Raw genomic sequence first — 25711 nt, forward strand, 5'->3', positions numbered from 1 at the left:
TCGTGAAAATTATTGTATTCGGAGCAACAGGTGGCGTTGGACAGCATTTTGTTGAAATGGCTGTCGCCGCTGGTCATACTGTTACCGCATTTGTACGTACACCTGAAAAATTGAAAACTACAGAAGTAACGATTGTTCAAGGTGATGCATTTAATGCAGAGCAAGTGGCGGATGCGATTATCGGTCATGATGCGGTCATTTCATGTTTAGGTTCAAGTACTGGCATGAAAAAATCAAATGAGCTTGAAACGATGGGTAAAAACATTGCAGACGGTATGGAGAAGGCCGGTGTAAAACGTCTAGTATATTGCGCTTCAGCTGGAGTAGACGGAGAAATTCCAGGTGTGATGGGTAAATTGATGATGAAAATGCTCGCTAATCCATTAGCAGATCACCGAGCAGCGCTTAACTATTACAGAACAAAAGATATTACGTACACTATAGCACGTCCAATGGGCTTAAAAGATGAACTGTTAAAAACGGATTATAAAGAAGCAGTCGATACAGTTCCAAAAGGTTCAAGTTCGATTCCAAGAGCTAGTGTGGCTCATTTTATGGTAAAAGCATTGGATGATACCCAATACGAAAACAAATCAGTTGGTTTATGCAGCTAGGTTTGAACAAACGAAAACTACCCCAAATGGTTGAGGTAGTTTTCGTTTTTTTATTTGGCATTATCGATTTCCTCGATTTTATTGACTAATTTCCGGAAATGATTAGCCAATGCTTTTGGGATTTCGAATATTGTCCATGTATTTTTTTCCACATCATTTTTCAGCACATAGCTTTCTTTGTCTCCGCCCTTTAACCATAGCTCCAGCCTTTCTCTCTTTCCATTTTTATATTCGATTTCTATCATTAACTCAGATACATCCAAACCAATTCTTTGGTGTTCTTCGTTCACTGTTGCCTTACTGAATAATTCTTTTACCTCGTTTATATCTTCTTCTAATAGGTAGACCTTTGTACCTGTGCCGCCGATTTTATAAATTTTCAATGATTGAATGTCATCCACCAGCAAAACATCACTGATTTGAGGGATATCTTCAAAAGCAAACGGTATTGTATATTCAGTACCCTTATTATCTACAAGAATACGTGGAGCGGTACGGGTTAATGTCCAGCTAAAGCCGTCATCGCCAGTAATGAAATACTGATTATCTTTTGTTTTGATTTGAATATTTGTATACGTTTCCTCGATTAATTCTCCTGAATAGGGTTTTTCATCTTCTGATTTTGGCTTTTCTAAATAAAGGCGTGTATCACTCCTGTAATGAAGTGTTCCATTATTAAATACATACATTATTCTGCTTTCCTTACGATTTTGTACTATCATATCATTTAAATGCTCAGGTTTTGCCAAATACATATTCTGATCTTCCGAATCGACCGCCAACTGTTCATCCGATTGCGGCATATAGTAAAGTATTCCACCTACAACAAAAAGCAATAGTAATACGATGGCAGGCTGCATGAAGGGCAACCGCTTTTTACGGTGCTGTTTCCCATCCAGAACTTTTTGTACAAATGCTTCATCCATCAGCGGTTCGCTGCCAATTGTTTCATCAATTGCTTGCTTCACTTGAGAATTCGTCATGCCATTCACCACCTTTTAATTGATCTCTTAACTTTTCACGTCCACGCCTAAGTCTCGTTTTCACGGTATTGTCCGAAACCGAGAGTAAATGTGCAATTTCATCGATTTTCAGTTCCTTGTAGTAATATAAAATTATAATTTCACGGTACTTAACCGGAAGCTCGAGAACTACTCTTCCCAGCAATTGATTTTCGCTTCTCTCAAGCACATACTGCTCTGCAGATTTGGTTCCTTTAAAAATATTCTGAATTTTATTTGTTAAAATGGTATTTTTGTAGCTCCAGCTGCGTAAATAATCATAACTACGATTGATTGTCATTCGATATAAATACGTCCGGTAACTCGCATCGCCACGAAATTGTCCACGCTGCTCATATGCTTTTAACAGTACATCCTGTACAATATCTTCTGCCATTTCTTTATTTTTCACATATGTATAGGATAGTCGAAGTAATTCCTCGCCATGTGTTCTTATAAACTCTTCAAGCTGCATTTTCTTCCCCCCTCTTCTCCAAATGCCAACCGTTAGACGGAGCTGTTTTATTTTTAGTTTCAACTTTAAATGTTTATTTTTTTTTAATGTGGGTATTAAACTACTTTATAACAATTTGGAGGTTTTTAGTATGCGAGTATTATTAAATGTAAATGGCAGGTCACAATATAGTTCGGATATCCGGCCTGAATATCAAAACTCGGCATGCGGCCCAACGACTGCACATGTTATTTTAAATTACTTATGTGAAGATGAAACAATCCGCACGAAAGATGTAAATGAACTTTATAAATTTTTAGGTGGTACAAAAATCGGACTTTTTAAATGGCGGATGATCAGAAACTTACGTCGACTACTCGGAGATGACTGGTGTATCGAAGAATGTACATTAACTCAGGCGATTGAGCAATTACGCTTAGGTAATCCGGTAGCGATGAAATTTGATGTGTATTTTACCGGGCAGTTCTTAAATAATTATACCCCTCTCTATAAATACCACTGGGTACCGTTAATTGGCTATGAAATAAAAGACAATGAACTTTACTTAACGATTCATGATAATGGCGGCCGCAATCGTGACAGCCAGATCCGAACTTTTAAATATGATGACAACCGCAAAATATTAAGCTTTGTGAAAATCGAAAAGGAAAAGCATTAGCATTTGCTAATGCTTTTTCTATTTGAATAAATGATAAGTTAATTGGCTATTACTGTAATTAAAACTGCGAGGATATATTATGAAATCAGTGAGATCTATAAGTCTCTTACATATTATCTTTTTAACAATGACATTCATCGGGTTAAAAAACCATGTCACGATTATTCCATCCTTACTAAATGGAGCAGGTCGTGATGCTTGGTTTTCTGTTATTTTTTCAATATTTTTTATGATTCCCTGGTTAGTTCTTCCTTTTATCACATTAAAAAAACTTAAAGGCAAATCTCTTCGTATGTATTTACTAAACAATTACCCTAAGCTGGGTAAAGTGCTTATTTTTATCATTGCTTTTTACTTACTTCTCATGGCCGTTATTACAATGCATGAAACACTACAATGGGTTTCAACAACCTTTTTGCTGCAAACGCCGCCATTGCTTTTGTTTTTCTTTTTTACGGTTGTATGCTTTTTACTGGCCACATCCTCCATATTAACCATTACGATGGTCAATGTTGTCGTCTTGTTTGGTGTTGTCGTCCTTGGCTTTTTTATCGCCTTTGTTAATATTCAAGTGAAAGACTATGCATTGCTGCAGCCCTTTTTTGAGCATGGATTTACACCGGTTTTCACATCTATGGTATATCCTGCTTCCGGCTTTATTGAGCTTTATTTGCTCGTATTTATTCAGCAGCACTTTAAAACAAAGCTTAAATTTTGGCATTTATTAATAATGCTCTTTTTACTATTTGGATTAACACTAGGTCCCTTATTGGGGGCAATTGCCGAATTCGGACCAACTGAGGCTGCTAAACAGCGCTACCCCGCATTTGAAGAATGGCGGATTGCCACAATCGGAAGCTTTATAAACCATATTGATTTCTTTTCTATTTACCAGTGGCTTACAGGAGCATTTGTCCGTATTGGTTTTATATTATTTATAGCAGTCGAGCTATTAGGGCTCACTGGTCAAAAGAAGAAAGTTTGGGAATATATTTTTCCGCTCTTTGTTTTTTGCTCACTGCCTCTTTATTTACTCGATGACAGTATATTTAGCAAATGGAAGGGGCAATATTTTCTAATAAGTACTACGTTATTCTTTTTCGTACTTTCAATTATTCTCTTTATATTAGTAAATCGAAAAACAAAGCGAAAGTTGGAATATAATGATTGAATACGCTGCCTTAAAAAAGCAATTTGATAATTGTGCTGATATTCGCTTTCAAACATTTGAATTTCCTGCAAGCAACGTTATGCTCATCACCTGTGAAGCGATGACAGATAATCATTTATTCAATGAAGTAGTCGTACCCCGATTAAGAATGGCATGCCAACAAAAGGAACATTTTGATGAGGCAATTTTAATACAGAAATTGCATCTTCCCCAGCTACTGAAAATTGAAGATTTGCAAGAAGCTGTTACGAATGTATTTAGCGGATTTGTTCTTATTTATATCGAGAATTTAAATATACTGTTATGCAGCAATATTGAAAACAAGCCTAATCGAAGCCCTGAGGAATCAAACTTAGAAGTAACTATTAAAGGTCCACGTGATAACTTCATTGAAGACTTAGGTGTAAATATTGCTCTTATCCGCAAACGTCTGCCTACGAATTCATTAAGTGTTGAGAAGATAACGTTAGGAACACGTTCAAAAACAAAGTTAGCTATTTTATATTTTAATGACATTGCAGATTTATCTATCTTGAAACAATTAAAAAAACAACTCTCTGAAATCGATACAGATGTTATTTTAAGTGGTGAATTAATAATGGAACGGATGAATAAAATTTCATATTTAATTCCTTTAAATGATTCGACAGGTCGTCCTGATTTTGCGATGCAATCACTCGTTACCGGACGCTTTATCATTTTAGTAGACGGAATTGCATACGCAATTATCACGCCCACTAATATTCTAGCATTATTAAAGTCCGGAGAGGATAATGATTTTCCATCCATATTCAGCTCGTTAGAAAGATTATTACGTTTATTCTGCATATTAATAGCACTTTTACTACCGGCTTTTTGGCTTGCGTTAACAACATTCCATCAAGAGCAGCTCCCAATTCAATTACTTGCGACAGTTGTACAAGCCAATACGGGCTCCCCACTGCCTGCAGCTATAGAAATGCTTGGAATGCTTTTTATGTTTGAGTTATTTCGTGAAGCGGGATTACGCTTACCGAGTATTTTAGGTGGAACGATCAGTGTTGTAGGAGGATTAATTATAGGTGATGCAGCCATTCGAGCTGGGATTACAAGTCCGGCAATGATTGTTGTCATAGCCATTTCAACGATTGCTACCTTTACACTTGTCAATCAGTCCTTCGTTACGACGATCAGCATGCTGCGAATTGTATTTATTATTATCACATCGATTTTAGGACTTTTCGGCTTCTTCTTATCAATCTATATTTGCCTTGTTTATATCGCAAATATCCGTGTATTTGGTGTTCCTTATTTAAATATAGCAGTCAATTTGAGCTGGGATAATATAAAAATGACCCTTTTCCGTCCACCAGCAAAATCAAACACTAAACGACCGGAAGTATTAAATGTTAAAGATAAAACAAAGGAAAAAACAAAATGAAAAAATTGCTTTTACTTCCATTGTTACTTTTAGTTGCTGGCTGCTGGGATACAAATCAGCCTGAACGTATGTATTATTTACTTGGCCTGGGAATCGATTATAAAGATGATCAATATGAAATTTATAGTCAAGTTGTTGCTTTCACTAATATTGCTAAAAGCGAACAGCCGAACCCGGAAGCTACGCAGGCTGAAGTTGGGATTGCCAAAGGAAAGACATTTGATGAAGCATTTTTTAATTTATATCAAACGATGGATGAGCGCTTCTTTTTAGGGCATTTAAACTATGTTCTCTTTTCGGAAAATATCGCAAAGGAAGGTAAAGTAGAACCTGTTATCAATTCCCTTATCCGATACAGGGAATGGAGGTATACAACTTGGGCTTATATTACAGATTCACCACTCAAGGAAGCTTTGCTCATCACACCCATTATCAATAAATCCATTACACTTTCAAAGGTGTCCGACCCGCTCAGTTCATTTAATCAGTCATCCCGGGTCCGTCCTATACAATTACGGGAACTTATGATTCATTTGAATGAACCTAGTCATGAAGCCAAAATACCATTTATCGAAATTAGCGAAAACTGGTCAAAGGAAGATGGACCGGATCCAGTCTATTCATTTAAAGGCATAAGCATTATCGGTAAGAACTCTGGTTTAAAAGGGAACTTATTAGGCGACGATTTAAAAGGTGTTCAATGGCTAGAGAATGAAACAGACCGCTCAGATATTACCGTTAAAACGGAAGAGTTTGAAGAGTTATATACAACGACAACCGTTGACGAAGTGCATTCTAAAATTACACCAATTGTTTCCGAAAATAATGTGCAATTTGATTTACAAGTGCAATTGGTTGTTCAAACAAATGAAATTCTTAATGAAAATAAAATGGATTTATTAAAAAATAAGATTAAGCAGCAAGTAAAAAAAGAAATCGAGCAAACCTATAAAGCTTCATTAGAATTTGATGCCGATATTTACCGGTTAGCTGAGGTATTGTATCGAAAAGATTTGAAAACCTGGAAAAAGTACGAACAAGATGGAAATATTCCTCTTGACGAGTCTACTATTCGGAAAGTGGATGTGGAGCTTGTAAAAGTCAAAGGTGAACGTATCATTTCCCATTAAAAAGAGGTTGTGCAACTGTGCACAACCTCTTTCGCATTTTATTTATAAATCGAACGAGCATGTTTCGCGATTAAGCGATAGCCTTGCTGTTCAATATGATTAAACAAATCCGGAGCATAAGGGGATAAAGCTAAGTGATCCAGCTCCACGTCAATCGGTACATCACAATGGATTGTAGCTAATTGATGGGACAAACGTAACATCGCTAAATTTTCGCTGATTTTAATGCGTTGTCCCGGCTTTAATGTCGGCAATGCTTCTAATACGCCATCAATGGAACCGTGATTTTGAATAAGCTGTAATGCTGTTTTCGGACCAATCCCTTTTACACCCGGATAACCATCACTCGTGTCCCCCATAAACGCTTTCACTTCCGCGAATTGTTTTGGTGCAATGCCATATTCCTCTACAAACCGGCTTTCTGTATACACATCGTACTCTGTATAGCCTTTTTTCGTAAATGCAATTTTTGTCGAAGGGTTAAGTAATTGCAGTAAATCTTTATCTCCACTAATGACAGTAATTTGGGCATCGTCTTTCCATTTTTTAATCATTGAGCCGATTAAATCATCTGCCTCAAGACCTTGCGTACCAAAGTTTTGCCACCCGATCATTTCAGATACTCTTTTAGCCATATCAAATTGCGGCAACATTTCCTCCGGCGGTGCAGGTCGATTCGCTTTATAGCCATCGTATAAGTCATTGCGGAATGTAACCGCGCCCATATCCCAGCATACAGCTAAATGTGTCGGCTGCATCAGATTTTGTGCTGTCAATACATGCCGGGCAAAGCCTTGAACACCATTTGATGGCGTCCCGTCATCTAAACGTATAAATTGATTCATTGCAGCTGACGCAAAAAATGAACGAAACAATAGCGCCATCCCATCAACGATTAATAAATGTGGTTTTGTCATAATAAATCTCCTCTTTCTACTAAACACTTATTATAACAAATGCACCGGTAGAATGTAGCTGTCAATACTTACCCATTCGGTTTCAAGTAGTCAATAATATGATTTACGTCCTTGCTGAAAATACGATCCTCTGTCATGGCAGGCGCTAAGTTGCGAATGTCTTTCCACTTATCATAAAGTTTTGGCGACATGTTTGCTACACCCCGGTATTCCACTGCCTGTGCTGCACAAAATGCCTCGATTGCCAATACATTTCTTACATTGGCAATAATCATCCGCGCATGGCGAGATCCTGTCGTTCCCATTGATACATGGTCTTCCTGATTTGCAGAGGATGGAATGGAGTCGACCGAAGCAGGATGTGCCAAAGTTTTGTTTTCCGATACTAAACTTGCGGCACTATACTGCAAAATCATTGCTCCTGATTCAAGCCCTGGATTCGCGCTTAAAAATGCAGGCAGCCCTTCATTTAACTGCGGGTTTACTAATCTTTCAATCCGTCGTTCTGATACATTGGCCAACTCCGCCATACCGATTTTCAGAAAGTCCATCGCAAACGCAATCGGCTGTCCATGGAAGTTTCCTCCTGAAATAACTAAACCGCCGTCATCAAAAATGAGCGGATTGTCTGTTGCCGCATTCATTTCGATTTCGAGCTTTTCTTTGACATAGTTCAATACTTGCCAGCTTGCCCCATGAATTTGCGGGATGCAGCGAAGCGAATACGGATCTTGCACACGCTTTTCGCCTTGATGTGTAATGAGCTTACTGTCCTTTAGCCAATCACGCATACGCTCTGCAACAGCCATTTGTTCCTGCATGCCTCGCGCTTCATGGACAGCTGGATGAAAAGCATCGATAATCCCGTATAAACTTTCCATTGTCATTGCTGCAATCCATTCACTCGCATAAGCCAGTTTCTCCGCTTCCAAGTAATTGACGACCCCTTGTGCAGTCATCGCCTGGGTTCCATTGATTAAAGCAAGACCTTCTTTCGCCTGCAGCTCGATTTTCGGCAGTCCCCGACGTTCGAATACTTCATGTGACGGGCGCATGACACCATTCACATATACATCGCCTTCTCCAATAACCGCCAATACTAAATGAGAAAGTGGCGCTAAATCTCCGGATGCCCCGAGTGAACCTTGCTGTGGAATAACTGGAATGACCTCTTCATTAATCATCCATAACAAACGTTCCAGCACTTCCAGTCGAATACCCGATAGCCCTTTTAATAAAGCATTTAATCTTAGCACCATCATCGCTTTTGCAACATGTTCCGAAAAAGGCTCCCCAAACCCGCATGCATGGGAACGAATTAAATTTACTTGCAGTTTACTTACTTCGTGCTCTGCAATTTTTACATCGCTGAACTTTCCAAATCCCGTGTTAATTCCATATACCGTTTTATCCTGCTGAACAATTCTTTCCACTGCTTCACGGCTTTTAACAACTCGTACCTTCGCTTCTTCCGCTATCTCTATTTTTTCCCCATTATATAAAATGTTTCCCAATTGTTCGATCGATAAATTTTGTCCGTTCAACTGAATCATTTCCCGCACTCCTTTTAAATATTGTTACTCTTAAATTTATTATTGTTTAAATAGCAGTTAATTGCTACTAATATTTCACCCTTAAAATCATAGTTCAGTTGAAAACGCCCGTATTAAAGGCTTTGTACGTTTTATTTCTAAAAAAATGTTCACCTACTAATACATTAACCTTCTAGTGATTTAGTATTTTATTATAGTAAAGTGCTAAAGCGAAGAAGGATAAAAAAGCTTAGAAAGCAGTTGTAATTTAATTGAAAAGGGTAAAAAACTCTTAGTGAGAAATGGGCAATATAATAAAATTGATTGGAATGGAGGGCGACTCCTACGGGAATAGCACGACGCCTGAGACTACAGGCTCAGGCCGTGCCCATGGAAAGCGTCCAGGAATGGAAATCAATTTTTACGCACAGCAAAAAATGCCATTTTCCTTAAGAAGAAAAATGGCATTTTGGATTATTTTAAGCCTCTACTTTGTTCGCTTCATATCTCGGATTGCTTGAATCGATAATCGCACGAGCAAAATCGCACATAAAAACAAGCCTAAATACGCAGCAGTATTTAAATAAATTGCATAGGCATTATGAATAAATTGCGAGATTGCGAGCAATGCCACCGATATAATCCCAAATGTAATCCCAACCATCAGCAGAACAAACCGTGAAAACAGCTGAGTGACAAACATGGAATTCGCTTTATCCGAAAAAATATCATGATGTAAAATGATTTTCCCGCTCTCCACTTTCCTGAACAGCTGATCAAGACGACGCGGTATTTTCCGTATATTCGGTAATAACAATGCAAGTTCTTCTTCAATTAAGTCTTTCGTCTCGCCCGGATGTTTGAACGGTTTCAATAAGCTTGTTTTCAAATAATCATTGGAGAAGTCTTTTACTTCACTGAAAATCCTAAAGCCTGGGCAAATAACAGACAATGTACCTTCCAATGTAACAATCGCCCGTAAAGCCACATTGACGGATGGGTAAAAATGGAGTCCAAATTCACGCACTACAGAAAAGATGGAGTACATTAGTTCATCTGTAGGGATTGTCGACACATAATTAATTTTCAACAGGATTTGGCTAATCGCCTGCTCCATTTCATGCCGATTAATTCGCTCGGCATTTTCCACAAGTTGGGCAATACCATCAACAACAAGTGCTGCATCATTTTGATGAATTCCGACTAGAAAATATTTTAACCCTTCCTGCTGCAATTCAGCTAAACGGCCGACAGCCCCATAATCGAGAATTGCGACACGCCCGGTTGTTTCCTCAATATAAATATTTCCCGGATGTGGATCCGCATGAAAAATTCCAGAAATAAGTGTTTGCTCTAAAAACGAATACAATAATGTTTGTGCAAACTGATGGCGGTCAATGCCCAAATCCGTAAATAATGCATTTCCTACTGTAACCGACTTACCTTTAATATATTCCATCACCACAACATTTGAATTACTGCATTCCCGGTATACTTTCGGCACTTTCACATCGATACTGCCACGCTCGACAATTTTGGCAACCTGTTCCATGTTACGTGCCTCAATAATAAAATCAATTTCTTCCTTTAACGCCATGCTGAAGCCTTTTGCCAAGTCGTAAAAGCCTAAGTTTTCAGCCCACTGCGATTTACTGGAAATCCATCTGGCAAACTCCATTAAAATCGATAAATCATCCTGCATAATATTTTTGACATCAGGCCGTAAAAACTTCACAACGACAGGTTCGTTCGTTTCCTTTAACACCGCTTTATGTACTTGACCGATTGAAGCGGAAGCTAACGGAGTTTTACTTATATAAGAAAAGATTTGGTGCGTACCTGCATTGAAATTTTCTGCAATTATTTGATCAACTTGCTGCTCGGTAAGGGGTTTCACATGTTGCTGAAGCTTTTCAAGTTCCTCAATAAAAATGGGAGACAAAAGCTCTTTACGCGTTGACAGTACTTGTCCAAATTTAATAAATACCCCGCCGCACTGTTCCAGCGTGTCCCGTAATGCTTTTGCCAGCTCACGTTCATCTTCGCGGGCACGGGCATATTTCATCGTTCTTGTTACCCCGTTCGTTACCGCGATTCCTACAACTTCGCGTAACCGCTTTTGACGCTTCCAATACGTTATCAGTGTCTTAAAATAGGAACGTCTGCCGACAGGTGTGCCATTTTCATTCAATTCTATCGAATCAAACAGCTCAAAAAACAGATAAAGCAGCATCGAAATCAGAAGCATACTGCCGAGCCAGATAAGTGTTGTAATGTTGACTACATTCGAAACGATTCCTTGGTCATAATAATCCGATCCTCGTAAATATGTATACCAAAATACAAATGTCGTAAGGGAAACACTAATTAACACGGATAATATTCTTTTCATCAGACTTATTTGTGAGCCGATTAAACGGCCGCTAATGAAGAAAACAAGCACGGATGCAATAAGTAATTGAAGTATAGCTGATATGAAATCCATTCAAATCGCCCCTTTAGGTCAAAGTTAAATGTGTATGCACTTCTACATTCCCTTTTAACGCTTTACTAATCATACAAGTTTCCTCTGCCTTATATGCATAGCGCTCCGCTATACGACGGGCACGTTCATCTTCTTTATTTTGCAGGTCAATGTCGACATAGTGATGGATCGCTTTATAAGTAAAAACACCATTTGTCACATCAACAAGCCCTTCTGATTTCAAATTCAGCTTTGCATCAATTTGGCTTCGTTCAAGCATTGCCGCCAATGTAATTAAGTAACAGGTTGCTGCAGCACCGAGCAGCATTTCATCCGGATTTGTCCCAATACCAGGTCCATCCATTTCGGGTGGAATCGAAATTTGCGTCTGCAATCGTTCGGTTTTTAAGTCACCAACCGAATTTCGTCCCCCTGGCCAGTCAATCGTTAATGTAAAAGTATGTACCGTCATTACTATTCACTCTTTTCAATTTTCTTTAACTATAACATTTTTCCCTTAGGATGTTCAGCTAATGAAAACAGCCGACTAACAGAAAGCTCCTGTTAATCGGCTGATGTTTACCATACGTTTTGTTTATATTTTTTATAGTAGTTAACCTGACGGATGAACATATAGATTTTGCGTTTAAAATGCTTGTCCTGTTTATAGAACAACGGATTCACAATTTTCTTTTCCAGAATCAATCGGCGAATATCCTTTTTCACCGCTTCATCGTGAACGAATTTTTTTAATACAATTTTCGGCACGACTGAAAATAGCACATCCCCTTTTAAATACGAGCATGGTTTCGGAATATCGTAAATTAGATCTTCAACAAAGTTGCGCGCCAAATTATGACCCATTGCATTAATATAATAACTTGAACGGCCTTGTCGAATATTTACTTCAAACACTTTAAACTTCCCGTCACGTTCATCATATTTTAAATCAAAGTTTCCGTAGCCACGATAGCCGACCGCTTCCAAAAAGCCGCGCAGTTTCGTCATAACTTCTTCGTTATAACGGGAAATAAGCGCCGTGTAATTGCCAATCGCCGTTTTCGTATGTTCCTGAAGGACAACTTGTGCAAACGATACGAGCTGTGTTTCGCCTTTTGAATTGACATAGACAACCGAATCCCACATTGCTGTATCGTCACCGGGAATATAATCCTGAATAATGAGCTCTTCCTGGTAGCCGCTGTTTTTAATCATATCGATTACTTGTTGGACTTCTTCTTTGTTTTCTACTTTGAAAACTTTCGCCTGTCCTTCAAATGGATGACGGCTATACTCAATCCCGTTACTTGGTTTAATAATAACCGGATACATCATCTCGGTTTCGAATTGACCATCTGTTTTGCAATCATAAAATACCGTCGTCGGAATATCGATTCCATATTGTTCGCAAAGTTTATAGAAATTGGATTTAATCTGTAAGTCATTCATTAACGTTTCGTCGATATAGTTGAACACGAAGTAATCTCTTAAAATCGCGCTGTTTTCAATAATTAAACGGACGTATAAATCATTTGTGCCGATTAGGATCAGTTTTTCTGCTTCTTTTTCATATTTTTTCGCTACGCTAATTAAAATTTTGGCAAACTGGTCTGGTTCACCAAGTTTTTTGTCATACTCAATTGCACGTGGAATATTGCTTAAGTTCGTAAAAGGTAAAACACCTTTCCCTACTAGAATCGGACGGATCTTATATTCTTCATGGAAAGATATCGCCATGTTGTATGCATTAATATCAGTACCGACAATAATCGGTAAAAATGGTTGTCGAGTCATTACTATACTTCCTCTCAATCTGTTCAACGGTATTCTTATTTGATTTATCACTTATTTATCATACAATACTCTATCGATTTATGCTGTATTTTGTAAATGGTTTTTATTATTTCCCGAATATTTTAATGAAACTTCTCCTCGTTTAAAACGTACGTATTAAGTAAGAGGTGATCGGGATGAATGCTCAATTACAATTATTCTTCACAAACATTGATAAAATCGTTTTATATTTTGGGGCAGATGCAAAATATTTTTATATTGACCTTGCACTAAAACTGACTGTCCGCAATATTGTATTTAACTATGAGGATTATGAAAGCGTGCGTCAACAAATTAAAAACAATACAAAATGGTACAACTTTGCTCGCGTTAATACTCAAATTATTAATACATATTATGTTCATTATGCAAAGGAACCTGAAAAAATCGGTGAGGTTATAAATCTCCATAAATTATTGACGAAGCAGTTTAGCCGTCATGAAGACAGCTATATAGCGGCTGCCTATTTAAAATCGGAAGAACATATCGAGCGAATCGGTCTGTTAATTACAGATTTAATGAACAAACAAAGCGTAAAATATGCGCCATTAAAACTTTCCACGAGTACGATGCTTGCCGGGCGGGTGGAAGATACTAAAGTATTGGCAAATAGTGTGGAAAAGTATTATCAGGCGCTTGTGTCTATCGGATATGAACGAACAAAGGACACGACAAATACAGCTGTCATTTTAACAATCGGAACAGGGGATTTTCATAATGAAACCTTTGCCCGATTAAAAGAGCTGACGACTTTTATTAGAAAAACAGAAAAAAAACTTACACCGTACCATTACAATACGATTGCCCTGCTCTCGCTTGCGAAGTTCGAAGTGCACCAATTCCCGGCACTACATGATATGCATGAAGAAATTTGCCGCTTTTTAAAGGTGGATCGAAGCCAGTTTAACTCATTGCTAGTAGCCACTCAAATTTACACATCGACTGAATCTATCGGTGACTTACCCTCATATGATGTAGATTTCTCCACAATTATTTTCTCTGCTGCAGAGCATTCAAATTCTGGTCGTTATGAAGGCGACCTTCCTGCTGGCGGTGCTGACTGAAAGAAAAACAAAAAAACTGTGCTGAACCGGAAGAGACTCCATTCAGCACAGTTTTATTAATTTTGTTTACGTTCTTTCGCATATTCAGCAGCTGCCGTAAATACGATATCCGTCGAAGAATTCAATGCTGTTTCACAAGAATCCTGGATTACACCGATGATAAAACCAATTGCCACGACTTGCATCGCAATATCATCTGAAATCCCAAATAGGCTACATGCTAACGGAATCAGTAATAGCGACCCGCCTGCAACACCGGAAGCACCAGCAGCCGATACTGCAGCCATTACCATTAAGATGACCGCAGTCAGGAAATCAACTTCGATACCTAATGTATGAGCAGTTGCCATCGTCAGTACGGAAATTGTAATCGCAGCCCCGCCCATATTAATTGTTGCACCTAAAGGTATCGATACAGCATATGTATCTTTATCTAATTTCAGCTTCTCTGCCAATGCCATATTGACTGGAATATTGGCCGCTGAACTACGTGTGAAAAAGGCTGTAATTCCGCTCTCTTTTATAGATGTAAAAATAAGCGGATACGGATTTCTGCGTGCTACTGCATATACAATAAGTGGATTCACAACGAGCGCTACAAAGAACATTGTTCCTACTAAGATCAGAATTAGACGAGCATATTCCCCTAATGCTGAAAGGCCTGTCGTTGAAATCGCTTCAAATACTATTCCTAAAATACCGAATGGCGCTAAGTTAATAATCCATTGCACAACTTTTGTAATCGCATCTGAAAAATTCGCAATAACACCTTTAGTTGAATCGTTCGAAGCTTTTAAAGCAATCCCTAAAACAACTGCCCAAGCTAAAATGCCGAGATAATTTGCGTTCATAATTGCACTTACCGGGTTTGTCACGATATTGAATAATAATGTTTCAAACACTTCAAGTATCCCGCTAGGCGGAGCCACATCCTGTGCTTCTGTTTTTAATGTTAATACTGTCGGGAAAATAAAGCTTGCAATGACGGCAACAAATCCTGCCGCGAATGTCGCAACCCCGTATAAAGCTAGAATCATCTTCATATTTGTTGCTTTGCCGCCAGCATGTGAAGCAATCGCATTAATAACAAGCACGAACACCAAAATCGGTGCAACTGCTTTTAAGGCTGAAACGAATAGAGTCCCTAGAATGGTAATACCACTCACCGCTTCCGGTATCGTCAGTGCTAAAATAACACCAATAATTATACCAATAATAATACGGTTTACTAAGTTAATGCTGTTCCATTTTTCGAACAATCTTTTCATAATTTCCCCCGCTATTCTAAGATGTTACATTGCTTCTGGATGTTTGAGAACGATTAAGTGAATGGATCTGATCAATGCACTACAAAATTCTCCGGCTGAAGCTACTTTTCTATATAACACTTCAAAATTTAATAATTTACTATAGACCAATAATACAATGTGCGACTAAATAACACAACTGTATTTTTCCACAGTACAATGTTAAGAAGCAACTTTAAACGGCTCCCGAATTTTTTCGGATTATTTTATAAAATATTGAAGCTAAAACTTGCTGGAATAACATCCCGAAAACGACCGGCATCGCTACTTTTGACGGAAAATATGTTGTTGCGATAACGACCCCTACCGCAATATTCCGCATTCCTCCATTAAAGACAAATGTCGCCTGATCAGACTCTGATTTCCAAAACAGACGACCAAGTACAAGGGAGAATACATAGCCAGAAACTGCCAAAAACAGGACAACAGCAATAACTTTCGCAAGCTCCAAGTCAATCGTTTTTACATAAGGCGCAATTGCACTACTATTAATCATAATAATTCCGAATAAACAGAGCTTCGAAACTAAAGACAAAGGTTTTCCATATTGTTCGAATAACTTCCCTTTCGTCCATTCGTTTACAAGGATACCCAATATAGACGGTAAAACAATCATCCAAATAAGATCAAAAATAAGTGCTGATGTATTTAACGATATCGATTCCCCGACAACTAAATGCAAAATTAATGGCATAAGGATCGGAGCAAGCAGAGTATCAATCAATATAATGGCGAGAGATAAAGGCAAGTTTCCTTTACTGATCGTCACCCAAATGACGCTCGTAACTCCTGTTGGCACGGCAACGGATATTAGAAATCCAATCGTTAATAAGCGGTCATCGAATATGAGTTCTGCCAGAAAGAACGCCCATAAAGGCATGAGAATATGTAGAAAAGCGATGACAAATAAAATCGTTTTAGGGTATTGTTTAAACACTTTTATATCGCGAAATTTTAGATTCAAGCTGCTGATGAAAGTCATCACGGCAAATAATACCGGGACTAGAAAAAGAAAATGTGTTCCGATTTTTTCGAGCAGCACACCGATGACTAAACTGAGCGGTGTTAATACCGGCATCCACTTTTGAATAAATTGATTGAGCAATTGAACCATGCATTATGCCTCTTTTCTTGAATTTATACTCCTTACCGAATTGTATCATAAGCGGATTCCGTCCGGACCAGAATGAAATTCAACCTTCAATTTAGTAAAGCAACCGTTTAAATAGATAAATCTGCAAACATTATGGTATTTTTATGATAGGTATTTAAGGAGGTTATTGCATTGTCATTATCTAAAAAGGGCTATCTTGTCTTGTTTGTCGGGATACTTTTATTAATCAGTTCTATCTTTTTCACAACTAACTGGAGCATTACTTCATGGCTTGTATTATTTATCGTCAGTCTTCTATTTTGTACAGTAGGAATCATTATGTTAATTGTACATTTAGTTAAACAAATAAAGTTGGAAAAGCAGAATAAGTAAAACAAATGAAAAATGAGCAACCGTATTGTTGGTTGCTCATTTTTATTTTTCTTCCTTTACGGATAGGATGTTAACGGCTTCTTCAAATTGAATACGTACTGTTTTTCTCGCACGTACGGATGATTTTGCTTTCACTTGAACTTGCTTTTTTTCGCCATTATGCTCAATTTCCACTAAAAAGCATTTTGCACCACATTGCATTTTCAACAGCTCCTTACTTTAATTATAGTGACATTTGCCCTTATAATCTATTAGCTCAAATTTCGATAATACTAAAAAAAGCCGCAAATAATTGACAATATGTCCATCATTTACGACCTTTTCTTATCCCGCATTAACGGACCGTGGGGGATGAAAAATCCCCCCACGGATTGGAGTTTCACTTTATGTTGAGGGAACGATAATTTCCCCATCGTCTTCATCTTCAATTTCTCCAACGATTTCTGACAATATATCTTCCATCGTTACAAGACCGATTGTGACACCTTTTTCATCTGTAACAATCGCCATATGGTTGCGCGATTGCTGCATTTTTAAAAACACGTCTTTTATCGCTACTGTTTCCTTATAACGGGGAATCTCACGAATATACGTACTGAAATTATTCTTCCGTCCCGCAGCTATATCTGTCAGCATTTCCTTCGAGTTAATGAAACCGGTAAAGGCTGCTGTATTTTTACTGCGATCAATGACCGGATAACGCGTAAATTCGTACTCGTCAATAACAGCAAGAATTTGCTCTAATGTATACGTTTTTTCGATTGTAATTATTTCATTGCGCGGAATCATTACTTCCCGTAATTTCCGTGTATCAAAAGCAAAGATATTTTCTAGATAGGCAAGCTCTGTCTGGTTGATTTCTCCACCTTCATAACTTTGCGTTACAATCATTTTAAGCTCTTCTTCCGAGTAAACTGTATCGTGACCAGCCGGTTTGACACCAAAGATTTTGAGCAGCCCACGAGCAGAACCGTTTAATATCGAGATAATCGGTCCTGTAATTTTACCGAACCAATAAAGTGGCGGTGCCAATAATAGTGTCATTTTTTCTGCATATTGGATAGCCAATGTCTTTGGCATTAATTCGCCAAGTACTACGTGTAAAAAAGTAACAACCGATAATGCAATAACATAAGAAAGGGCTGTTGCAACCGCCGCTGGAATGCTGAAGTAGTCAAAAACAGGCTCAAGCATTTTCTCTACGGTCGGTTCCCCGAGTGCACCAAGAATTAACGCTGTAATCGTAATTCCAAGCTGACAGGCTGACAAATAATAATCCAAATCCTGTGTTACCTTTTTTGCCGTGACGGCTTTTTTATTGCCCTCTGCGATCAGCTGATCGATTCGTGACATACGCACTTTTAAAATTGAGAATTCTGCTCCAACGAAAAAGGCTGTTAACAAAATAAATACTGCAATTAAAATTAAATTTATCATTATAATACTGTCCAATTAATTCCCCCGAAATATGAGGGATTCACCTCCAAGACATATAAAGTATCGATCATTTACTGCTGAAGTTTATATTGTCTTAATACAACTTCTTTAATTTGATAATTGTCCATATCCGAAATGACCCAAATATGGTCGTCGAATTTAATTTCATCACCGATTTGAAGCTCTTCACCGTTTTTTATTGAATCGATGTTCGTATGCTGAATCCAGCCGCCAATTGTATCTATCTCTTCACTGTCCTCAAACTCAAAACCGAAGCGATCTTCCAGTTCATCGAGCAGTACACGACCATTAATCGTATATTCGTTTTCTCCTGACTTACGGATATCATCTACTTCATCCTCGTCAAATTCATCCCGAATCTCTCCAACCAGCTCTTCCAAAACGTCTTCCATCGTTAATACTCCGGCTGTACCGCCATATTCATCGATAATGACCGTCATATGCACTTTCGCCTTTTGCATTTTTAATAGTGCATCCTGGATACTAGTCACACCTAAAACAAATGGTACTTTCGTTAAAAACTGCTCGAGCTGTACTGTTCGATTTGAAACGATATAGCTAAGAAGCTTGTTTGCATTAATCACACCAATAATGCGGTCTTTATCATTATTTTCAACAATCGGATAACGTGTATAGTTATGTTCATCTAAAATTTGGATAATCTCTTCGGCGCTCATATCTTTGTCGATTGTAACTAAGTCTGTTCGAGGCACCATAATATCTTTTGCAACACGCTCATCAAAAGCAAATACATTTTCTAAATATTTCAGTTCTTGTTGATCAATTTGTCCGCCCTGGAAACTCTGTGCCATAATAATTTTCAGTTCTTCTTCAGAATAGGCCTGCTCTTCACTTGCTGATTTAACACCAACTGCACGTAATAATAACCGAGATGTTCCATTTAATGCCTGAATAAACGGATACATAATTTTACCGAACCAATAAAGTGGTCCTGCAAGCATTAAAGTTACTTTCTCGGAAAACTGAATCGCTAACGTTTTTGGCGCCATTTCGCCAATTACTACGTGCAAATAACTTACAATAGCTAGTGCAATTACATAAGAAGCAGCCGAAGCTACAACATCCGAAACATTTAACCAGTCAAATACAGGATATAGCAGTTCTTTTACATACGGCTTCGTAAACGCTCCTAAACCGATTGCTGTAATGGTAATACCAAGCTGACAGGCAGATAAATAATAATCTAGGTCTCCTGCTACTTTTTTTGCAATGACTGCTTTCTTATTGCCTTCCAAAATCAATTGGTCAATACGGGATTTACGAATTTTAACAACAGCAAATTCAGCTGCAACGAAAAATCCAGTTAAACCTAAAAAAATAATTAATAAAATGATGTTTAATATGGTGTTTACGTCCAATTACTTCCCTCAGCGTGAGGGATTCACCTCCAAAAATAATTTAATAGTAATTCGGTCTTTCTGATATGTACCCAACTATCCTATTGAACATGCTAACTATAATGGTGAAGTTACTAATTCTTATAGAAGAAATATTGCCCTCGAAACCATCACGTTATAGTTTATAAAAATTATATAGTTTTTTTTATCAAATCACAATAAATTGTGCCCAATAAATATAGAACTATAAAAAAAAGCTTTCAACTTTGAATAATCAAAGCTGAAAACTTTTAATAAATTTATTCTACATCCATTGAAGATTTTAAAATTTCGCCGTTATATAATTGAACTTTTTCATATTCGTCTTTCTCCACTTGGAGAACGAATGTATGAGGGACGCCTTCATCTTCACATTTTTGTCCCACATTGTCGATTAATTGAACTGCCAAGTAATTACCGTGTTTGTAAACATTATCGACTGAAGTACCACAGCTACCCGAGTAAGTAACTATAAATACGGCCATATATTTATCCATATCAAGCGTGAAATTGTCTACATCAAAGCGAGCTTGCAAGGATTCAAACTGTCCTTGCGTATTTGCATAAGCAATATGCGGTACGAGCGTCTCGTAAATCGGTGCAATTTTTTCATCATACTTAATAATTTCAAATGGTACTGCCTGTTTTTCGGTAAATTTAACTTCTGTATTTTCTCCATTACTACAACCTGCCAACAACAATAAGATTATAGCGAATAAATATTTTTTCATCATAAATTCCCTTCTCTTTTACATCTTCATAGTGAATTTTAGTTCACTTTCAAACAATTTTCAAATCTTCTACCTTACTTTAAATGATTGTCCATTCGTTAACACTTTCCCTTAGTCCAATATGTAATAAAACATATTAAACTAAATTTCTGGGCGAAAATTATGATCACTACGGTATTTTGACTCGTATTAGGCGAATTCCTATTGGCGTTTATCCACATTTACATACATTACAAAGAATACTTAAGAAAGAAGGTATGCTTGTTGTATCAAAATCCGTTTGAACGCTTTGATGAGAGCCCTGCAGGACAACCATTTCAACAACAGTTTTTCCCAGCCCCACCCGGCCAAGGCCCGGGAGGTTTCCCAGGAGGACCAGGTGGGTTCCCTGGTGGCCCAGGATTCCCTGGTGGAGCACCGGGATTCCCTGGTGGAGCACCGGGATTCCCAGGTGGTGGTCCAGGCGGCTTCCCTGGCAGTCCTGGTGGAGATCCTGGTGGTAATACCCCAATGCCAATGGGTCCGCCCCCTACTTTTACTCCCCAAATGCAACAACTATCCGCTGGCCAGTCACAGCAAGGTTCCAGTGGTATAAGACGTTGTATTTACCGTAATACGTTCATTTGGCAACGAAACGGAAATAGTTTCTGGTTTTTCCCGACTTTTGTTACGAGCAATATCATTTTAGGCTTTAGATGGGGACGTTTCGGTTGGGTATACAGTTCAGTAAACCGTAACTCAATCCTGACTTTCCAATGTTTCTAGGCTAAAGGTAAATACAAAAGCTCTTATGCGGTAGTATTCATACTACGTCATAAGAGCTTTTACTTATTGTTGGGCTGCTTCTTTTGCAGTTTGACTTTCATGTAATTTTCTCATTGCAAAGCGTGCAATTGGCTGTGCGACTAATAGTTCAATCCAAAAAGCGATCGCAAAATTTCGTGGCCAAATATGGAAAAAGTTTTTGAGAGGCTCTAAACCAAATGTTTTGGTGCCTACCCATGTTCCGATAATCGTTAAACAAATCGATAAAACCGTCACGTTTAAGAGCGTATTTAATAGGACACGCGCATTGAAACCATCTGTTTGACCAACAAATTTAGGCATAATTTTACCTACTAGAGGACCCGCTACTAAACGTACAAGCAATACGACGATAATCCACATAATCGGTAAAATTTTTAACGTACTAAAATAGACTTCCTTAGTAAAACCTCGCTCAAATCCCATAATGAGTGGGGCAATCGTATTGACTGAAATTAACGAAATAATAAGTAAAAACAAGATCCCCTCTTTTGCATTTTGCGGTAACCGATTTTCTTTGTACATCCTTGTCATCTCCATTTTTTTTATTTTGCACAGCATTTTTATGCCAGACAATCCCTTTATTTCACGAGTTCTTGAATACCCATTCTATAAAGTTAAAATTTAGATGCAGAGGTTTGTGTAGAAAGATCTGACACTATGCATAAGAGTAAAAATCTTTACCCCATTTCTGCTCACGGTTAAATATTATACCAAAAATCAATTAAAATGTTTACTAGGTTGCTAAATTTTTTATTCTTTTTACAACAGAAAAAGCAATGACAACGATATATGCCATTGCTTCGCTAACCGATTAAATAAATTAAGACGTTACAGCTTCAGTTCCTGTGGTTCGCCATCATTCATTAATTTGATTGTGATTGGATCGAATTGAAGTGTCACCATATCCCCGTCTTCTGAAGTAAAAACGTCTTTAAAGAAGTTTGTAATTTTCAGCTTTAAAGTATCATCTTTTACTTCGCTTAGTTTTGCTGTAATTTCTAAATATGGGGCATCAAGATCTTCCTTTGTATAGCCCAGTAAAATATGAGTGTAGGGATTTTCATTTAAATCGTACACTTTTTGGGAATCCTCTGTTGTTGTCGCATATAGTGTGAAGTCTTCATTAGTAAATGTCATGTAACGAACATAAGGGTGACGTCCGTTTAATGTAGCCATTGTCCCAATTTTATGGTCTTTAATAATTGAAAGTACTTTTTCCTTTAATGTTTCCATTACGATGCCTCCCTTAGTATAGTTGAATTTCTTCCTGGTTTTTTCCGTTTTTATTCATAATTCTCATTCTTGTCGGCGTAACTTGAATGAGCACAAAGTTTCCGTCCGCATGCTCTGAATATTTTTCAAGCAGCTGCTGCTTCACAACATCATTTAATGTTGTCGCTGCATTGCCTTCGATTTCTAAAAATGTTTCAAGTATGCCATCGCTTTCATAGCCTAATAAAATATGGGTACCGCCATATTCCTTAATTTCACGGACGACATCGGAATCTTCCTTTGCCACGGTATACAGTTTTGATTCAACATAGTGAAATGTCATGTAGCGCGAATTAGGCACACCGTTATTATTTGTGGCCATAACGCCAATACTGTTTTCATTTAAAATTTGTAATGCAATTTCTTTATTACTCATATTTTCACTCCTCCGGTAAAATAAGTTCCATTATTCGTGAGATGCGAAGCACGTCCAACTTGATAGAAGCCATTTTGTAAAATTGCTGATGTGCTGATGCTTTTATAATTCCCCTAATAAATTTAAATAAAACAACTTTCTTCATATTCAACGCAGCTTATAGTCCTCTCGCATTTCCTCGTTTTAAAAATGACCACGTAAAAAACTCATTTATATTAATTACTAATCTGTAAAAAATTATAAGATATAGGGATATTTGTTTGAATATTAAAAAATTTGTAGATAAAATGAAATTGGAATAGATATCCTTTATTCTGCATAATAAAGAAAAACTATATGTAAGGAGGACATTGGATGAAAAGATTTACTTGGCTTTCTCTTATTCTCACAACTCTTTTATTAGTTTTGGCTGCGTGTAGCGACGCCGAAGAGACGACAAATGAGTCAACGCAAGGCGATAGCGGCACGACAGAAGGTACAACAGAAGAAAATGCTTCCGGCAAGCTCGTCATTTACACAGGGCGTGATGAGAACATGGTACAGGGTGTTATTGAAAAATTTAATCAGCGTTACCCGAATATCGAAGTTGAATATATGACAATGGGTGCTCAGCAAATTTTAGAGCGTGTGCGAGGTGAAAAAGCCAATCCACAAGGGGATTTTTGGTGGGGTGGTACACAATCGGCGATGATGGTTGCCGCAAATGAAGATTTACTTTTACAATGGGATCCTTCATTTATCGATGCTATAGACCCTCTTCATAAAGATGAACAAAATCGATGGATCGGTGAAATGCTGTTACCTGAAGTCATTATGATTAATAGTGATGTCATGTCACCAGAAGAAGGACCACAGGATTGGGACGATTTACTTGATCCGAAGTGGAAAGATGAGATATTAATTCGCGGTGTCCTTGCTTCAGGAACGATGCGTACAATTTATTCTTCTATGATTTTCCGTCAAGGTGCTGATGATCCGTCAAAAGGCTATGAATGGTTGAAGCAACTGGATGCGAATACGAAAGAATATACGCAGGATCCTAATGCATTGTATTTAAAACTGGCACGTCAAGAAGGTTCGATCTCTTTATGGAACTTGCAGGATATTTTACTGAAAAAACATACAACGGATTACACGTTTGACTTTATTTATCCGGAAAGTGGTGCACCGATATTAGTCGATGCAGTCGGTATTGTAAACAATGCGAAAAACGAAGAAAATGCGAAATTATTTATGGAATTCCTGTTCGATCAAGAGACAATGATTGAGCTTTCAAAAGAGTATTACCAAATTCCAACACGTACTGATATTGCAGCGGATGCTATGCCGGACTGGTATAAAGAGCTGGATTTGAAATCTTTGGATATCGATTGGCAAGTTATGGCCGATAAAGAAGCGGAATGGATGGAATATTGGGATACAAACATTAAAGGTAAAGGTAAATAGTATTTATAGACTGACCTCTGAATTAAGAGGTCTTTCTTTTCATAATTTGTCGGTGTGAAGGGAGTTGGATTGGATGAAAGCTGTTCATATTAACGACGTTTCAAAAAAATTCGGTGATGTCGTAAGTGTCAAAGATTTAGAGCTGGATATAAAATCGGGTGAGTTTTTTACATTTTTAGGTCCTAGTGGCTGTGGCAAAACAACTACATTACGGATGATTGCAGGATTTTACTACCCTTCTAAAGGAAAGATTTACTTTGACAATCAGGATGTCACAACATTGCAGCCTAATAAACGTAATATCGGAATGGTGTTTCAAAACTATGCACTCTTCCCGCATATGACCGTCAATGAAAATATCGCATTCGGTCTGGAAATCCGGAAATATGATAAAAAAACAATTAAAGAAAAGGTTGACCGGATACGCGAGCTCGTTCATTTAGGACCATATGGCACACGTAAAATCAATGAATTATCAGGTGGACAACAGCAGCGTGTTGCTTTGGCAAGAGCACTTGTTATTGAACCTGATATCTTGCTGCTGGATGAGCCATTATCCAATTTGGATGCAAAGCTGCGTGAAGAAACACGCATTGAAATTAAACGAATTCAGTCAGAGCTGGGTGTGACGACAATCTACGTTACCCATGACCAGACTGAAGCAATGGCAATGTCGGATCGGATTATGGTAATGGAGCATGGTGTCGTTAAACAAATCGGTACACCACAGGAAATTTACCACCGCCCAAACAACCGCTTCGTCGCTACTTTTATCGGAGAAACAAACTTGCTTACAATGAAAGTTCAATCGATTGAGGACAATATTATTACTGTTACTAATGACAATGGATTGGTATTACAGGGGTTGACGGAAAACTTAGCACCTGGACTTCAAGTATCGAACGGAGATGAAATTTTTATATCAATCCGTCCTGAAGCATTTGAAAGTGGACCTGGTGAAAACACCGTTACAGGTATCGTTGAGCTGATTGAATTTACTGGAGTCAGCGTAAATTACTTTATTAAATGGAATGATACAACATTAAAAGCAATGATAATCAGTCGAGGTACTGCAATACTGCAAGCTGGCGATATGATTGAATTACATATCCCTAAACAAAATATATATTTTCTAGGAGAATAAGAGAGGAG

Annotated in this window: 26 protein-coding genes; 10 read left to right on the forward strand and 16 right to left on the reverse strand. The window is 37.8% G+C overall.

Features of this window, described 5'->3' with window-relative positions; genetic code table 11:
- Positions 1 to 2: 2 nt before the first annotated feature.
- The gene (locus tag MHH37_RS16000; RefSeq protein ID WP_342573762.1) at positions 3 to 614 is read left to right on the forward strand and encodes an NAD(P)-binding oxidoreductase; all 612 of its coding nucleotides are present in this window, start codon (positions 3 to 5) and stop codon (positions 612 to 614) included.
- Between the two features lie 50 nt (positions 615 to 664).
- On the opposite strand, the gene MHH37_RS16005 is transcribed toward MHH37_RS16000, so the two are convergent.
- Entirely contained in the window at positions 665 to 1597 is a 933-nt protein-coding gene (locus MHH37_RS16005) for a hypothetical protein (RefSeq protein WP_342573763.1), read from the reverse strand.
- Positions 1566 to 2090: a sigma-70 family RNA polymerase sigma factor gene (locus tag MHH37_RS16010; RefSeq protein ID WP_342573764.1), complete on the reverse strand. Its 525-nt coding sequence runs from the start codon at positions 2088 to 2090 to the stop codon at positions 1566 to 1568. The genes MHH37_RS16005 and MHH37_RS16010 overlap by 32 nt, the downstream gene beginning before the upstream one ends.
- 130 nt (positions 2091 to 2220) lie before the next feature.
- Between MHH37_RS16010 and MHH37_RS16015 the strand changes: the two genes are divergently transcribed.
- The 4 genes from MHH37_RS16015 to MHH37_RS16030 all read left to right on the forward strand — a co-directional run bounded on the left by MHH37_RS16015 (position 2221) and on the right by MHH37_RS16030 (position 6469).
- Positions 2221 to 2748 carry a C39 family peptidase gene (locus MHH37_RS16015; protein WP_342573765.1) on the forward strand — a complete coding sequence of 176 codons (528 nt, stop codon included), beginning with the start codon at positions 2221 to 2223 and terminating at the stop codon, positions 2746 to 2748.
- Positions 2749 to 2827: 79 nt separating this feature from the next.
- Positions 2828 to 3919, forward strand: a complete 1092-nt coding sequence (locus MHH37_RS16020; RefSeq protein WP_342573766.1) for an endospore germination permease — start codon at positions 2828 to 2830, stop codon at positions 3917 to 3919.
- A complete protein-coding gene (locus MHH37_RS16025; RefSeq protein ID WP_342573767.1) occupies positions 3912 to 5339 on the forward strand; it encodes a spore germination protein in 1428 nt (475 codons plus the stop codon). Before MHH37_RS16020 ends, MHH37_RS16025 begins: the two co-directional genes overlap by 8 nt.
- Positions 5336 to 6469: a Ger(x)C family spore germination protein gene (locus MHH37_RS16030; RefSeq protein WP_342573768.1), complete on the forward strand. Its 1134-nt coding sequence runs from the start codon at positions 5336 to 5338 to the stop codon at positions 6467 to 6469. Before MHH37_RS16025 ends, MHH37_RS16030 begins: the two co-directional genes overlap by 4 nt.
- Before the next feature lie 38 nt (positions 6470 to 6507).
- On the opposite strand, the gene MHH37_RS16035 is transcribed toward MHH37_RS16030, so the two are convergent.
- From MHH37_RS16035 to MHH37_RS16055, 5 genes are all read right to left on the reverse strand, one after another.
- Complete coding sequence (locus tag MHH37_RS16035) at positions 6508 to 7386, reverse strand: 5'-3' exonuclease (protein WP_008405982.1); 879 nt, start codon at positions 7384 to 7386, stop codon at positions 6508 to 6510.
- 68 nt (positions 7387 to 7454) lie between these two features.
- Positions 7455 to 8939, reverse strand: a complete 1485-nt coding sequence (gene hutH / locus MHH37_RS16040; protein WP_342573769.1) for a histidine ammonia-lyase — start codon at positions 8937 to 8939, stop codon at positions 7455 to 7457.
- A 466-nt stretch (positions 8940 to 9405) separates the two neighbouring features.
- Positions 9406 to 11403 (reverse strand): AarF/UbiB family protein, encoded by a 1998-nt coding sequence (locus tag MHH37_RS16045; protein WP_342573770.1) that lies wholly within the window; start codon positions 11401 to 11403, stop codon positions 9406 to 9408.
- Positions 11404 to 11416: 13 nt separating this feature from the next.
- The gene (locus MHH37_RS16050) at positions 11417 to 11854 is read right to left on the reverse strand and encodes an SACOL1771 family peroxiredoxin (RefSeq protein WP_008405990.1); all 438 of its coding nucleotides are present in this window, start codon (positions 11852 to 11854) and stop codon (positions 11417 to 11419) included.
- A 107-nt stretch (positions 11855 to 11961) separates the two neighbouring features.
- Positions 11962 to 13176, reverse strand: coding sequence for a carboxylate--amine ligase (locus MHH37_RS16055; RefSeq protein ID WP_342573771.1), 1215 nt, complete (start codon positions 13174 to 13176; stop codon positions 11962 to 11964).
- 176 nt (positions 13177 to 13352) lie between these two features.
- On the opposite strand from MHH37_RS16055, the gene MHH37_RS16060 reads away from it, so the two are divergent.
- The gene (locus tag MHH37_RS16060; RefSeq protein WP_342573772.1) at positions 13353 to 14279 is read left to right on the forward strand and encodes a DUF4003 family protein; all 927 of its coding nucleotides are present in this window, start codon (positions 13353 to 13355) and stop codon (positions 14277 to 14279) included.
- Between the two features lie 56 nt (positions 14280 to 14335).
- Here MHH37_RS16060 and sstT read toward each other — a convergent pair whose 3' ends face one another.
- Together sstT and MHH37_RS16070 are read right to left on the reverse strand one after the other, a co-directional pair.
- Entirely contained in the window at positions 14336 to 15547 is a 1212-nt protein-coding gene (gene sstT, locus MHH37_RS16065; protein WP_342573773.1) for a serine/threonine transporter SstT, read from the reverse strand.
- Between the two features lie 214 nt (positions 15548 to 15761).
- Positions 15762 to 16700, reverse strand: a complete 939-nt coding sequence (locus MHH37_RS16070; protein WP_342573774.1) for a bile acid:sodium symporter family protein — start codon at positions 16698 to 16700, stop codon at positions 15762 to 15764.
- Between the two features lie 171 nt (positions 16701 to 16871).
- Between MHH37_RS16070 and MHH37_RS16075 the strand changes: the two genes are divergently transcribed.
- On the forward strand, positions 16872 to 17072 hold the full coding sequence (locus MHH37_RS16075) for a hypothetical protein (RefSeq protein WP_008405995.1): 201 nt from the start codon (positions 16872 to 16874) through the stop codon (positions 17070 to 17072).
- 42 nt (positions 17073 to 17114) lie between these two features.
- Here MHH37_RS16075 and MHH37_RS16080 read toward each other — a convergent pair whose 3' ends face one another.
- The 4 genes from MHH37_RS16080 to MHH37_RS16095 form a co-directional block, all read right to left on the reverse strand.
- Positions 17115 to 17273 carry a hypothetical protein gene (locus MHH37_RS16080; RefSeq protein WP_008406002.1) on the reverse strand — a complete coding sequence of 53 codons (159 nt, stop codon included), beginning with the start codon at positions 17271 to 17273 and terminating at the stop codon, positions 17115 to 17117.
- 183 nt (positions 17274 to 17456) lie between these two features.
- Positions 17457 to 18524 (reverse strand): hemolysin family protein, encoded by a 1068-nt coding sequence (locus MHH37_RS16085; protein ID WP_342573775.1) that lies wholly within the window; start codon positions 18522 to 18524, stop codon positions 17457 to 17459.
- Between the two features lie 56 nt (positions 18525 to 18580).
- Positions 18581 to 19909 carry a hemolysin family protein gene (locus MHH37_RS16090; RefSeq protein WP_008406006.1) on the reverse strand — a complete coding sequence of 443 codons (1329 nt, stop codon included), beginning with the start codon at positions 19907 to 19909 and terminating at the stop codon, positions 18581 to 18583.
- A gap of 278 nt (positions 19910 to 20187) precedes the next feature.
- Entirely contained in the window at positions 20188 to 20661 is a 474-nt protein-coding gene (locus MHH37_RS16095) for a Fe-S oxidoreductase (protein WP_008406007.1), read from the reverse strand.
- 261 nt (positions 20662 to 20922) lie between these two features.
- On the opposite strand from MHH37_RS16095, the gene MHH37_RS16100 reads away from it, so the two are divergent.
- The gene (locus MHH37_RS16100) at positions 20923 to 21423 is read left to right on the forward strand and encodes a hypothetical protein (protein WP_342573776.1); all 501 of its coding nucleotides are present in this window, start codon (positions 20923 to 20925) and stop codon (positions 21421 to 21423) included.
- Between the two features lie 63 nt (positions 21424 to 21486).
- Here MHH37_RS16100 and MHH37_RS16105 read toward each other — a convergent pair whose 3' ends face one another.
- The 3 genes from MHH37_RS16105 to MHH37_RS16115 form a co-directional block, all read right to left on the reverse strand.
- Positions 21487 to 21987: a hypothetical protein gene (locus MHH37_RS16105; protein WP_342573777.1), complete on the reverse strand. Its 501-nt coding sequence runs from the start codon at positions 21985 to 21987 to the stop codon at positions 21487 to 21489.
- 306 nt (positions 21988 to 22293) lie between these two features.
- Complete coding sequence (locus MHH37_RS16110) at positions 22294 to 22698, reverse strand: pyridoxamine 5'-phosphate oxidase family protein (RefSeq protein WP_014823008.1); 405 nt, start codon at positions 22696 to 22698, stop codon at positions 22294 to 22296.
- A gap of 13 nt (positions 22699 to 22711) precedes the next feature.
- Positions 22712 to 23113 (reverse strand): pyridoxamine 5'-phosphate oxidase family protein, encoded by a 402-nt coding sequence (locus MHH37_RS16115; RefSeq protein WP_008406016.1) that lies wholly within the window; start codon positions 23111 to 23113, stop codon positions 22712 to 22714.
- A 354-nt stretch (positions 23114 to 23467) separates the two neighbouring features.
- Here MHH37_RS16115 and MHH37_RS16120 point away from each other — a divergent pair, with 354 nt between their 5' ends.
- Entirely contained in the window at positions 23468 to 24559 is a 1092-nt protein-coding gene (locus tag MHH37_RS16120; protein ID WP_342573778.1) for an extracellular solute-binding protein, read from the forward strand.
- A 73-nt stretch (positions 24560 to 24632) separates the two neighbouring features.
- A complete protein-coding gene (locus MHH37_RS16125; RefSeq protein WP_087618400.1) occupies positions 24633 to 25703 on the forward strand; it encodes an ABC transporter ATP-binding protein in 1071 nt (356 codons plus the stop codon).
- Positions 25704 to 25711 lie beyond the last annotated feature (8 nt).

The sequence above is a fragment of the Solibacillus sp. FSL K6-1781 genome (assembly GCF_038630735.1).
GTDB lineage: Bacteria > Bacillota > Bacilli > Bacillales_A > Planococcaceae > Solibacillus > Solibacillus silvestris.

Coding starts and splice junctions, on each gene's coding strand:
- MHH37_RS16120 (WP_342573778.1), top strand. CDS start 23,468: ATGAAAAGATTTACTTGGCTTTCTCTTATTCTCACAACTCTTTTATTA.
- MHH37_RS16025 (WP_342573767.1), top strand. CDS start 3,912: ATGATTGAATACGCTGCCTTAAAAAAGCAATTTGATAATTGTGCTGAT.
- MHH37_RS16020 (WP_342573766.1), top strand. CDS start 2,828: ATGAAATCAGTGAGATCTATAAGTCTCTTACATATTATCTTTTTAACA.
- MHH37_RS16050 (WP_008405990.1), bottom strand. CDS start 11,854: ATGACGGTACATACTTTTACATTAACGATTGACTGGCCAGGGGGACGA.
- MHH37_RS16080 (WP_008406002.1), bottom strand. CDS start 17,273: ATGCAATGTGGTGCAAAATGCTTTTTAGTGGAAATTGAGCATAATGGC.
- MHH37_RS16005 (WP_342573763.1), bottom strand. CDS start 1,597: ATGACGAATTCTCAAGTGAAGCAAGCAATTGATGAAACAATTGGCAGC.
- MHH37_RS16035 (WP_008405982.1), bottom strand. CDS start 7,386: ATGACAAAACCACATTTATTAATCGTTGATGGGATGGCGCTATTGTTT.
- MHH37_RS16095 (WP_008406007.1), bottom strand. CDS start 20,661: ATGATGAAAAAATATTTATTCGCTATAATCTTATTGTTGTTGGCAGGT.
- MHH37_RS16060 (WP_342573772.1), top strand. CDS start 13,353: ATGAATGCTCAATTACAATTATTCTTCACAAACATTGATAAAATCGTT.
- MHH37_RS16045 (WP_342573770.1), bottom strand. CDS start 11,403: ATGGATTTCATATCAGCTATACTTCAATTACTTATTGCATCCGTGCTT.
- MHH37_RS16125 (WP_087618400.1), top strand. CDS start 24,633: ATGAAAGCTGTTCATATTAACGACGTTTCAAAAAAATTCGGTGATGTC.
- MHH37_RS16015 (WP_342573765.1), top strand. CDS start 2,221: ATGCGAGTATTATTAAATGTAAATGGCAGGTCACAATATAGTTCGGAT.
- MHH37_RS16105 (WP_342573777.1), bottom strand. CDS start 21,987: ATGTACAAAGAAAATCGGTTACCGCAAAATGCAAAAGAGGGGATCTTG.
- sstT (WP_342573773.1), bottom strand. CDS start 15,547: ATGAAAAGATTGTTCGAAAAATGGAACAGCATTAACTTAGTAAACCGT.
- MHH37_RS16030 (WP_342573768.1), top strand. CDS start 5,336: ATGAAAAAATTGCTTTTACTTCCATTGTTACTTTTAGTTGCTGGCTGC.
- MHH37_RS16115 (WP_008406016.1), bottom strand. CDS start 23,113: ATGAGTAATAAAGAAATTGCATTACAAATTTTAAATGAAAACAGTATT.
- hutH (WP_342573769.1), bottom strand. CDS start 8,939: ATGATTCAGTTGAACGGACAAAATTTATCGATCGAACAATTGGGAAAC.
- MHH37_RS16110 (WP_014823008.1), bottom strand. CDS start 22,698: ATGGAAACATTAAAGGAAAAAGTACTTTCAATTATTAAAGACCATAAA.
- MHH37_RS16055 (WP_342573771.1), bottom strand. CDS start 13,176: ATGACTCGACAACCATTTTTACCGATTATTGTCGGTACTGATATTAAT.
- MHH37_RS16070 (WP_342573774.1), bottom strand. CDS start 16,700: ATGGTTCAATTGCTCAATCAATTTATTCAAAAGTGGATGCCGGTATTA.
- MHH37_RS16010 (WP_342573764.1), bottom strand. CDS start 2,090: ATGCAGCTTGAAGAGTTTATAAGAACACATGGCGAGGAATTACTTCGA.